The sequence below is a fragment of the Stenotrophomonas sp. PS02300 genome (assembly GCF_029959395.1).
Classification (GTDB): domain Bacteria; phylum Pseudomonadota; class Gammaproteobacteria; order Xanthomonadales; family Xanthomonadaceae; genus Stenotrophomonas; species Stenotrophomonas maltophilia_AD.
Genome location: NZ_JASCOP010000123.1, coordinates 1 through 11,927 on the forward strand (window position 1 = coordinate 1; position 11,927 = coordinate 11,927).

Below are 11,927 nucleotides of genomic sequence, written 5' to 3' on the forward strand. Positions count from 1 at the left end.
GAATCCATCCGTGGAGGCTCTTGCGAAACATCCATGTTTCGCAAAGCCCCCGCAAACCCACCCCCGCCGACCCTTCGACAATGTGCCGGTGGCCACGGAAAAGCGTAGAGCCAGGCCCTGCCTGGCTGCTTCTTCCCGCACAACGCAGCCAACTGTCGGGGCTGCCCGTCGGCCTCCCCGCTCGCAAAGAATGAAACGACAGGCTGTTACGCCCTTCGCTTACAGATCAAACCGCACGCTGACCGCGAACGTGCGCGGCAGGCCGATGCCGGCGTTGGACCAGTACTTCCTGTTGGTGAGGTTTTCGACGCTGGCGCGCCAGGTGACCGGGTGGCCGTTGGCCTGCATGCGGTAGCCGACGCCGGCGTTGACCAGGGTGTAATCGGGCAGCTTGAGGGTGTTGTCGGCGTCGTAGTACACATCACCGTAGTAGCGGGCCAGGGCGTACAGGCTCAGGCCTTCCACCTGCGGCACGCTGTAGTCGGCGTGCACCACGCCGTTCCAGCGCGCTGCGCCGGCGGTGCGGTTGCCTTCCTGGGTGCTGCTGTCGGGCGAGAGCTTGTCGTAGGTCGGGTCCAGCCAGGTGATGCCGCCGCCGAGGGTGAAGGCATCGGTCAGGCGCACGTCGCCGCTGACTTCCACGCCTTCGTACAGGGTGATGCCGTCCTGCACCAGCAGCTTGCCGCCGCTGGTCAGGCGGTCGATGTTGGCGCCGCGCTCCAGGCGGAAGGCGGCAGCATTGGCGTTCCAGCGCGGGTACTCGATCTTGGCGCCGACCTCGAACTGCTTGCTGATCGTCGGGTCGAGCACGTCGCCGGCGTTGATGTAGTCGCTGCCCACGCGGCTGCCCGCTTCCAGCGATTCGACGTAGCTGGTGTAGAGCGTGACTTCGTCGGCCGGTTTGAACATCACCGCGTAGGTCGGGGTGACCGGGTAGGTGTGGTAGGCGCCCTTGTTTTCGAAGTCGTTGTAGCGCGCACCGGCCAGCACCGACCAGCCGTGGCCGAAATCCACCGTGTCGCTGACGAACACCGCCTGCTGCACGGTTTCGCTGCCGCGGGTGAGCTCATGCGAACCGACCGCGTCATGGCGAAGGGTGGGGCGCTGGTAGAGGTTGCCACGGCCGATGGTGTTCCATTCGTACGGACGGTCCCAGCCCAGCCCGGTCTGGTGCGAGACGCCGGCGACGACCTGGTGCGACAGCGGGCCGGTCTGGAAGCGGCCCTGCACGATGGCCTGGGCCAGCTTCCACTCGCTCTTGCCGCCGAGCTCGTAGGCGTTCACGTCGTAATCGCCGTTGACGTCGTCGATGTAGGCGAAGATCTTGTTCACGTCGTTCCACGACGAGGTGTAGCCATAGCTCAGGCTGGCCTTCCAGTCATCGTTGATCTGCCAGTTCAGCGCGGTGGAGAGCAGGCTGGAACGGGTGTCGTAGAAAGTGCCCGGAATGGCATTGTTGACATCGCCGGCGATCGGGCGCGGCAGTTCGGTCAGGCCGATGAAGTAGTACTGCGGCGATTCCTCGCCCAGGTCGCGCTCCTGGAACACGCCATCGAAGGTCCAGGTGAGCGCATCGCCCAGGCGCGCATCCAGCGACAGCGCGCCGACCTTGCGGTTCACCTCGCCGCCGTTGAAGGTTTCGCCCTTCTCCTGGTAAGCGTTGAAGCGGTAGCCGAACATGTCTTCGTTGCCGAAGCGGCCGCCGACGTCGACCTGGCCGCTGACGATGCCCTGTTCGCGCCAACCGACCTGCGCCGAGAACGTGGTGGTGTCGGTCGGCTTCTTGGTCACGTAGTTGATGATGCCGCCGGGCTGGCCGAAGCCGTACATGAAGCCCCCCGGGCCCTTCAGCAGTTCCACCTGCTCCATCACTTCCAGCGGCCACTCGGTGCCCCAGGAGGACACCTGCAGGCCGTTCACCCGGTAGCTGTCGTAGCTCAGGTCGATGCCGCGGTTGCGGATCGGCGAGCTCCAGCCACTGGCGTAGGCGCTGACCTGGGTGACCACCGAGGGGTCGGTCAGGAACGCTTCGCCGAGCGAGACCACCTGGCGCTTCTCGATGTCCTCGCGGCCGATCACGGAGATCGCGAACGGGGTATCGCGGACCGGGCGGTCGCCGAGGGCGCCGGTATCGGTGTGGGTGCGTTCGGCGGTGACCTTGACCGCGTCCAGCTCGGTGGCCGAGCGCGACTGGGCGTGGGCTGCGCAGGCCAGCGACAGCGACAGCGCAAGCAGGGCCGGGCGCAGGGCGCGGCGCGGAAGAGCGGAAACATGCATGTTGTGGGGGTCCTCTGCGGACAGCAGCACACCGTCCGCGATCGGTTGATGGCGGAAGAAGAGGGCGTGGCTGAGTCGGGGCACTGCCCGCAGGAGGCGGAAGCAGCGCGGTGCGCGAGGCGAGGCAGGACCGTGGCTGGTGCGAATTGTTCTCTTTCAGGCGCCGTGCGTCAAATGATCGTCATGGACGCCATCGGGAATGTACCGACCAACGGTCGGTACCTACCGCGGTAGCGCACGACCGTTGGTCGTGCGCCGCCCTACGCGCGGGCGGCGCGCTTGATCAGGGCCTTCTCGCGCCGGCGTGCGCGCCAGCCGCGCCAATGCTGCTGCAGGCACGAGAAGATCACATACAGCGCCGGCGTGCTCAGCAGGGTCAGGCTCTGCGAGAACAGCAACCCGCCGATCATCGCGATGCCCAGCGGGCGGCGCAGCTCCGAGCCCTCGCCCAGGCCGATGGCCAGCGGCACCGCCGCCAGGATCGCCACCATGGTGGTCATCATGATCGGGCGGAAGCGCACGATGCTGGCTTCGCGCACGGCTTCCAGCGGGCTCTTGCCGTGCTCGCGCTGGGCCACCACGGCGAAGTCGATCATCATGATCGCGTTCTTCTTGACGATGCCGATCAACAGCACAAGCGCGATCATCGAGATCACCGACAGCTCGGTATTGGTCACGAACAACGCCAGCAGCGCGCCCACGCCCGCCGCCGGCAGCGTGGACAGGATCGTGACCGGGTGCACCAGGCTTTCGTACAGCATGCCCAGCACCAGGTACACGGTGATGATGGCGGCCAGCACCAGGATCAGCATCGAATTGGGGTTGAGCTGCACGTTGAAGCCGCCGCCATCGCTGATGCGGATGTCGCCGGGCAGGCGCAGCCCGTCCACGGTGGCCTTGATGATCGCCTCGCCTTCGCCGGTGCTGACGCCCGGGGCCAGGTTGTAGCTCAGGTCCATCGTGGTGTACTGGTTCTGGTGGGTGATCTGCGGCGGGGCCAGCCCGGGGACCTGGCGCGCCACGGCGGTGATCGGGATCATCTCGCCGTTGCCGGCGCGCACGTGGATCTCATCCAGTGCCCGCGGGGTGGCGGTCTGCTCCGGCAGCGCGTTGACCACCACGCTGTACTGGTTGATGTCCGAATAGATCGTCGAAATCTGGCGCTGGCCGAACGCGCCGTACAGCGCGCCATCGATCGCACCGACCGACACGCCCAGGCGCGCGGCCTTGGCCCGGTCGATCTCGATGTTCTGGCGCAGGCCGGCGGTATCCACGTCGGTGCCGACGTCGCGCAGCATGGGGTTCTTCTTCAGTGCGGCCTGCACCTTGGGCAGCCATTCCTGCAGCTGGGCCAGGTCGTTGCCCTGCAGCGACACGCGGTACTGCGCGCCCTGGCTGTTGCCGCCGCCGCCATCACTGGGAAGATCCTGGATCGCGCGCAGGCGCAGTTCCAGGTCCGGGTAGCGATCGGCCTTGGCGCTCAGCCGTGCCAGTGCCTGCGCGGTGGTTTCGCGGCGGCCTTCCTTGCGGGTCTTCAGCTCGATGTTGAACTGCGCGCTGGAACCCTGGCGGCCGCTGCCCAGGCGCACGCCCACGGTTTTCACCGCCGGGTCGGCCATCAGCATGTCGGTGATGCGGCGCTGGCGGTTGACCATGTCCTCGAAGGACACCGTCGCGCTGGAGTTGGCGCGGCCCCAGATCAGACCGGTGTCCTGCGGTGGGAACGAGCCCTTCTTGACCGCGCCGGCCAGCATCACCGTGGCGACGATCAGCAGGATCGGGGTCAGCGACAGCAGCAGCGCGTGGCGCAGCGAGAAATCCAGGCACACGGTGTACACGCGCAGCATGCGGTCGTGGGTGGCATCCAGGAAGCGGCCGATCCGCGAGGGTTTGTCCGGCTCGGTATGCGCGCTCAGGAAGCGGCTGCACAGCGCCGGGGTGAGGGTGAGCGAGACGATCATCGACACCACGATGGCTGCCACCAGGGTGACGGTGAACTCGCGGAAGAACGCGCCGACCATGCCGCTGGCAAACAGCAGCGGAATGAACACCGCCACCAGCGAGGCGGTGATGGAGACGATGGTGAAGCCGATCTCGCGTGCGCCGGTCAACGCCGCCTGCATGCGCGGCATGCCTTCGTCGAGGTGGCGCATGATGTTCTCGATCACCACGATCGCGTCGTCGACCACGAAGCCGATCGCGATCACCAGCGCCAGCAGGCTCAGGTTGTTCAGGGTGAAGCCGAACACGTACATCACCAGTGCTGCGCCGGCCAGCGACAGCGGCACGGTGATCGCCGCGATCAGCGTCGGCGCCAGCCGGCGCAGGAACAGCGCCATGGTCAGGATCACCATCGCCAGGCTGATCAGCAGGGTGATCTGCACTTCATGCAGCGACGAGCGGATGGTCGGGGTACGGTCGAAGTACGGGGTGAGCGTGGTGCCCGGCTGCAGGTAGTCGCGCAGCATCGGGATCTGTGCCTTGACCCTGTCCACCGTCTCCACGATGTTGGCGCCCGCACGGGTGAACACGTACATCACCACCGCCGGCTTGTGGTCGAACCACGCAGCCTGGTAGGCATCCTGCTGGCCGTCGTAGACGTTGGCCACGTCCTTCAGGCGGATCACCCGGCCATCGTCCTGGGTCTTGATCACCAGGTTGGCGAAGTCGGCTGCACGCGCCACCGAATCGTTGGCGATGATCGCCGTGGTGGTGCTGCCATCGGTCAGGAAACCGGTGGGCGAGGTCACGTTGGCCGCGCGTACCGCATTGCGCAGGTCATCCGGGGTGAGGTTCAGCGCATTGAGCAGGCGCAGGTTGACGTCCACCCGCACCGCCGGGGTGGAGGCGCCGGCGATATCCACCGACGACACCCCGCTGATCTGGCGGATGCGCTGGGCCAGCAGCGAATCGGCCACGTTGTACAGTTCGTCGGCCGACTGCGTCTGCGAGGTCAGCGCGATGGCGATCACCGGATCGTCGTTCGGGTTGGCCTTCTGGAACATCGGCGAACCCAGCCCGGAGGGCAGGTCGGCCTGGGCCGAGTTGATCGCGGTCTGTACGTCCAGCGCGGCCGAATCGATGTCCACCCCGCTCTGGAAGATCATGAAGACCAGCGAGCTGCCTTCGGAGCTGGACGAGCGCATCTGGTCCACGCCGGGCAGCTGGCCCAGGTGGCGCTCCAGCGGCGCGGTGACCGTGGAGGCCATGGTGGTGGCGTCCGCACCGGACTGGCTGGCGTGTACGAAGATCACCGGAATCTGGATGTTCGGCAGCGCCGACACGCCCAGCTTCAGGTAGCACATCAACCCGACCACGAACAGGCCGATGGCCAGCAGCGCGGTGCCGATCGGGCGGCGGATGAACGGGCCGGAGATGTTCACGCGTGGTCCTGTGCGGTGCCGTCGCGAAGCGCGCGCTGTTCACGGCGCTGGCGCAGCCATTCGGAGTAGCGCTCCATGTACAGGTAGATCACCGGCGTGGTGTACAGCGTGACCAGCTGCGAAATCAGCAGGCCGCCGACGATGGCGATGCCCAGCGGGCGGCGCAGCTCCGAACCGATGCCGGTGCCCAGTGCCAGCGGCAACGCGCCCAGCATGGCCGCGGCGGTGGTCATCATGATCGGGCGGAAGCGCAGCAGGCAGGCGCGGCGGATCGCTTCGTGCGCGTTGGCCCCGGCGCGGCGCGCCTCGATGGCGAAGTCCACCATCATGATGCCGTTCTTCTTGACGATGCCGATCAGCAGCACGATGCCGACGATGCCATCCACCGACAGGCTCAGCCCGCACACCATCAGCGCCAGCAGCGCGCCCACGCCCGCCGGCGGCAGGGTGGAGATGATCGTGATCGGGTGGATGTAGCTCTCGTACAGCACGCCCAGCACGATGTAGATCACCACCAGCGAGGCCAGCAGCAGCCACACCACGTCGGTCTGGCTGCCGGTGAACTCGGCGGCCTTGCCGATGAACTGCGCATGCACCTGCGCCGGCATGTCCAGGCTGGCGCGGGTCTCTTCGATCGCCTTGACCGCATCGGACAGCGAATAGCCCGGGGCGATGTTGAACGACACCGTTACCGCCGGCAGCTGCTGCTGGTGGCTGACCACCAGCGGGGTGCTGGTGACCTTGCCTTCGGCCAGCGCGGCCAGCGGGATGATGTTGCCCGCACCCACCGGAATGCCGGTGTTCTGCGCGCCGATGCCGGTGGCGGTGGAGGAGTTGGACGAGGTGACCTGGCCGAAGTTGGTGGCGTTGCTGCCGGTCAGCGCGCCGGCGCCGTTGGAGGCCACCGCCAGCTGGTTCATCAGGGCGGTGCTGGTGCGGAACTCCGGCGCCACTTCCAGCACCACGCGGTACTGGTTGAGCTCGGTGAAGATGGTGGAGATCTGGCGCTGGCCGAACGCGTCGTACAGGGTGTCGTCGATGGTCTGCATCGGCACGCCCAGCACGCTGGCCTTGTCGCGGTCGATGGTCAGTTCCAGCGCACGGCCCTGGTTGGACAGGTTGTTGTCCACGTCCGCCAGTTCCGGGCGCTGGCGCAGCGCCTCGGTCAGCCGGGTGGCCTGCAGCGCGACCTGCGCGCTGTCCACGTCCGACAGCGAGTACTGGTACTCGGTGGCCGCCACGCGGGTATCCAGGGTCACGTCCTGCACCGGCTTGAGGTACAGCGCCACGCCGGGAATGCCGGCCACGGCCTGCTGCAGGCGCGGCAGGATCTCCTCCAGCCCATCGCGGTCGCCGCGCTCTTTCAGCACGATCGACAGCTGGCCCTGGTTGAGCGTGGGGTTCATGCTGCCGGCGCCGATGAACGCGGCCACGCCGGTCACCGCCGGGTCCTTGCGCAGCGCTTCGGCCACGGCCTTGGTGCGCTGTTCCATCTGCGGGAAGGCGATGTTCTGGTCGGCCTGGACCACGCCGGTGATCAGCCCGGTGTCCTGCTCGGGCAGCAGGCCCTTGGGAATGACGATGTACAGCACCACGGTCAGCACCAGCGCGCCGGCGGCCACCGCCAGGGTCATGCGCTGGTGGTCCAGCACCCAGTCCAGGCTGCGTTCGTACAGGCCCACGGTGCGGCTCCACACGGTCTGCTTGCCGGCCGCGTGCGCGCGCTCATGCGCATCCTCGCCTTCCGGCAGCGCGTCGGGCTTGAGCAGGTAGGCGCACATCATCGGGGTGAGCGTCAGCGAGATCAGCATCGACAGCACCACCGCGATGCTCAGCACCCACGCGAACTCATGGAACAGGCGGCCGGTGACGCCGGGCATCAGCAGCAGCGGCAGGAACACCGCCACCAGCGACACGGTCAGCGACAGTACGGTGAAGCCGATCTGGCGCGCGCCGATCTCGGCCGCTTCCGGTCCGCTCTTGCCCTGTTCGATGTAGCGCACGATGTTCTCGATCATCACGATCGCATCGTCGACCACGAAGCCGGTGGCCACCACCAGCGCCATCAGGGAGAGGTTGTCCAGCGACATGCCGGCAAAGGCCATCACCCCGAACGTGCCCGCCAGCGACAGCGGCACCGCGACCGAGGGAATGATCGTGGCCCACAGGCGGCGCAGGAACACGAAGATCACCGCCACCACCAGGCCGATGGTGAGGATCAGGGTGAATTGCACTTCATGCACGGAGGCGCGGATGGTTTCGGTGCGGTCGGAGAACACCTCCAGGTGCACGTCGGCCGGCAGCACGTTCTGCAGCTGCGGCATCAATGCACGGATGCGCTCCACCGTCTGCACGATGTTGGCACCGGGCTGGCGGCGGATTTCCAGCAGCACCGCCGGCTTGCCATCGGCCCAGGCGGCGAGCTGGTCGTTCTCCACGCCGTCGATCACCTCGGCCACGTCCGCCAGCCGTACCGGCGCGCCGTTCTTGTAGCTGATGATGGTCTCGCGGTACTCGGCCGCGCTGGTCAGCTGGTCATTGGTGCCGATGCTGTAGGACTGGGTCTTGCCGTTGAGCGAGCCCTTGGGTGCGTTGACGTTGGCCTGGGTCAGCGCGCTGCGCAGGTCTTCCAGGGTCAGGCCCATGTTGGACAGCTGCGCCGGATTGACCTGGATGCGCACGGCCGGCCGCACGTTGCCGGCGATCGACACCAGGCCCACGCCCTGCACCTGCGACAGGCGCTGGGCCAGGATCGAGTCGGCGTAGTTGTTCACATCGCGCAGCGGGCGCGTGTCGGAGGTGAGCTTGAGGGTGATGATCGCCGCGTCGGCCGGGTTCACCCGGTTGTAGACCGGCTGGTAGGGCAGCGACGAGGGCAGGGTGGCCTGGCGGATCGCGGCCTGCACGTCCTGTGCGGCGATGTCGATATCGCGGTCCATCGCGAACTGCAGGATGATCGTGGACAGGCCCGCCGACGAATCGGAGGTCATCAGCTCGAGCCCGGAGATCTGCCCGAACTGGCGTTCCAGCGGCGTGGTCACCAGCGAGGCCATGGTGGTGGCGTTGGCACCCGGGTACTGGGTGGTGACCACCAGGCTGGGCGCATCGATTTCCGGCAGCGCCGACACCGGCAGCTGGCGGTAGCCCAGGATGCCGAGCAGCAGCAGGCCCGCCATCAGCAGCGAGGTGGCGATGGGGCGGCGGATGAAGATCGTCGAAAAGCCCACGGGCGGATCCTTGCTGTTACATCAGACGGCGATGCGGGAGGCGTACGCCGGCCACCGGGCCGGCGTTACGGTTGCGGCCTGCGCGGTCAGCGCGGACCGCCGCCACGGCGGCTGCCGGGGCCCTGTTTCTGCGCGGCGGCCTTGAGTTCGGCCTCGGTCGGCGCGGCCGGGGTCTCGCCCGGCTTCAGTGCGGTGACCTTGCTGCCCGGCTTGAGCCGGAACTGGCCTTCGCTGACCACGCGCTCGCCGCCCTTCAGGCCTTCGGTGATCTGCACGTTGCTGTCGCCCACTTCCACGCCGCTCTTCACGGTCTGCATGGCCACCGTGTTGTCCGGCTTGACGATGTACACGTACTCGCCGTCGGGGCCGCGCATGACGGCTTGAGTGGGAATGACCACGCCGCCGGCGATCGTGCGCAGCTGCATGCGCACGTTGACGAACTGGCCCGGCCACAGGGTGTTGTCGGCGTTGTCGAACAGCGCACGCGCGCGGAAGGTGCCGCTGTCGCTGCTGATCTGGTTGTCCACCACGTCGAGCTTGCCGCCATCGGTGAGCACGTGCGAGTCGTTGCGGTCCAGTGCGGCAATCGTCACCGGGCCGGCCTGCTGGGCCTGGCGCACGTCCGGCAGCTGGCGTTCGGGCAGGTTGAACACTACGTGGATCGGATGGATCTGGGTCAGGGTGACCAGCGCGGTCCCGGCGCTGACCACGTTGCCGGCGTCCACCGCACGGATGCCGGCGATGCCGGAAATGGGCGCGGTCACGCGGGTGTACTGCAGCTGCACCTGGGCCGCGCGCATGCTGGCTTCATTGGCCGCCACCGCGCTTTCGTACTGGGCCACCTGGTTGCGCTGGGTGTCCAGGTCGGTCTTGGCCACGTACTGGCGGTATTCGGGCGAATTGGAGCGCTGGTAATTCGAGCGCGCCGTGGCCAGCTGGGCCTGGTTCTGCTTCTTGGCCGCCGCGGCTTCATCAAAGCTGGCCTGCAGCGTGCGCGGATCGATCTGCGCCAGCAGGTCGCCCTGCTTCACTTCCTGGCCTTCCTTGAAGTTCAGGCTGATCAGCTGGCCGCCCACCTGCGGGCTCACCGTCACGGTGTTCATCGCACTCACCGTGCCCAGCGCGCTGGCGTAGACCGGCACGTCCTGGCGGGCCGCGTCGATCACCGTCACCGGCACCGGGTCCGTGTTGCGCTCGCCGTCCTTGCCGGCCTCGGCCTGCGCGTCGGCCTTGGCATCCTTACCCTTGCCGCCGCCCAGCATGCGCATGCCCACCAGCCCCACTACCAGCACTGCGATCACCAGCAGCACGATCTTCCAGAAACGCGACATTCAAAACTCCTGAGGCTGGCGAAGGGCGGGGCCCGGTTGGCAGTCGCAAAGCATACCCGCCACCCGTGACCTTTCATGCATGACAAATGGGACGGGCGGTCAGACCCGCAAGCGCCGACAAGGTTCAACTCCCCCCCGGACGGCCCGACGCGACCACCCCGCGCGACCCGGTAGCGCCGACTGTTAGTCGGCTGCTTATCCCGACAACGTTCGCGGCGGCCAAAAGTTACAGCGAAAACCAGCTTGATGCCCTACATTCAGCTTCAAAGCCCGAAAACCCCGTGGAGACCCGAATGCCCCGTCTGTCGCTGCTGCTGTCCGCCCTGCTGCTCGCCTCGCCCGCGCTGGCCGCCACCGCCCCGGCAGAACGTCCGGAAGTCACCGCCGCCGCCGCCCGCCTGCAGGCCCAGGTGGTGCAGTGGCGCCGCGACTTCCACCAGCACCCGGAGCTGTCCAACCGCGAGGAGCGCACCTCGGCCAAGGTGGCCGAGCAGCTGCGCGCCATGGGCCTGAAGCCGAAGACCGGCATCGCCCACCACGGCGTGGTGGCCATCATCAAGGGCGGCAAGCCCGGCCCGCGCATCGCCCTGCGCGCGGACATGGACGCGTTGCCGGTGACCGAACAGACCGGCCTGCCGTTTGCCTCCAAGGCCACCAGCACCTATCGCGGCGAACCGGTGGGCGTGATGCACGCCTGCGGCCATGACGCCCACACCGCCACCCTGCTCGGCGTGGCCGACGCGCTGGTGAAGATGCGCGAGAACCTGCCCGGCGAAGTGATGCTGATCTTCCAGCCCGCCGAAGAAGGCGCGCCGTCGCCGGAAGAGGGCGGTGCCGCGCTGATGCTCAAGGAAGGCCTGTTTGCGGACTTCAAGCCGGATGCGGTATTCGGCCTGCACGTTTTCTCCAGTGTGCAGGCCGGGCAGATCGCCGTGCGCGGTGGCCCGCTGATGGCCGCCTCGGACCGCTTCGGGATCAAGGTGATCGGCCGCCAGACCCATGGCTCGGCCCCGTGGAACGGGGTTGACCCGATCGTGGCCACCGCCGACCTGGTGGGGACCGCGCAGACCATCGTCAGCCGCCGCTCCAACATCTCCAAGCAGCCGGCGGTGGTGTCCTTCGGCGCGATCAAGGGCGGTATCCGCTACAACATCATTCCCGACGAGGTCGAGATGGTGGGCACCATCCGCACCTTCGACGAAGGCATGCGCCAGCAGATCTTCGCCGACCTGCGCAACGTGGCCGAACACACCGCCGCCGCGCATGGCGCCAAGGCGCAGACCGAGATCTTCGAGGCCGAAGGCAACCCGGCCACGGTCAACGACCCGGCGCTGACCGCACGCATGCTGCCCAGCCTGCAGGCCGTGGTCGGCGAAGCCAACGTGTACGAGCCGCCGCTGCAGATGGGCGCCGAAGACTTCTCGCTGTATGCCCAGCAGGTGCCGGGCATGTTCTTCTTCGTCGGCTCCACCAGCGAAGGCATCGACCCGGCCACCGCCCCGGCCAACCATTCGCCGAAGTTCCTGCTGGACGAGAAGGCGCTGGATGTGGGCCTGCGCGCGTTGCTGCAGGTGAGTCTGGATTTCCTCAACGCGCCGAAGGCGGGTTGAGATCGCACGAACGCTGGCTCCGCACGACCAACGGTCGTGCGCTACCCGCCGTCGGTGACATACCGGTAGGGGCCCCCCCGGTGGGGGGGCCCCGCCCCG

5 protein-coding genes are annotated in these 11,927 nt (G+C 67.5%); 1 reads left to right on the forward strand and 4 read right to left on the reverse strand.

Going from position 1 to position 11,927, the window contains the following annotated elements:
• Window positions 1-219: 219 nt before the first annotated feature.
• The 4 genes from QMX79_RS17135 to QMX79_RS17150 all read right to left on the reverse strand — a co-directional run bounded on the left by QMX79_RS17135 (window position 220) and on the right by QMX79_RS17150 (window position 10,218).
• Entirely contained in the window at window positions 220-2,277 is a 2,058-nt protein-coding gene (locus QMX79_RS17135; protein ID WP_282247812.1) for a TonB-dependent receptor, read from the reverse strand.
• Between the two features lie 260 nt (window positions 2,278-2,537).
• The gene (locus QMX79_RS17140) at window positions 2,538-5,660 is read right to left on the reverse strand and encodes an efflux RND transporter permease subunit (protein ID WP_282247813.1); all 3,123 of its coding nucleotides are present in this window, start codon (window positions 5,658-5,660) and stop codon (window positions 2,538-2,540) included.
• Window positions 5,657-8,887, reverse strand: coding sequence for an efflux RND transporter permease subunit (locus QMX79_RS17145; protein WP_282247814.1), 3,231 nt, complete (start codon window positions 8,885-8,887; stop codon window positions 5,657-5,659). Before QMX79_RS17145 ends, QMX79_RS17140 begins: the two co-directional genes overlap by 4 nt.
• Window positions 8,888-8,973: 86 nt before the next feature.
• Complete coding sequence (locus QMX79_RS17150) at window positions 8,974-10,218, reverse strand: efflux RND transporter periplasmic adaptor subunit (RefSeq protein WP_282247815.1); 1,245 nt, start codon at window positions 10,216-10,218, stop codon at window positions 8,974-8,976.
• A gap of 293 nt (window positions 10,219-10,511) precedes the next feature.
• On the opposite strand from QMX79_RS17150, the gene QMX79_RS17155 reads away from it, so the two are divergent.
• Window positions 10,512-11,828 (forward strand): M20 family metallopeptidase, encoded by a 1,317-nt coding sequence (locus QMX79_RS17155; RefSeq protein ID WP_282247816.1) that lies wholly within the window; start codon window positions 10,512-10,514, stop codon window positions 11,826-11,828.
• The last annotated feature ends 99 nt before the right edge of the window (window positions 11,829-11,927 follow it).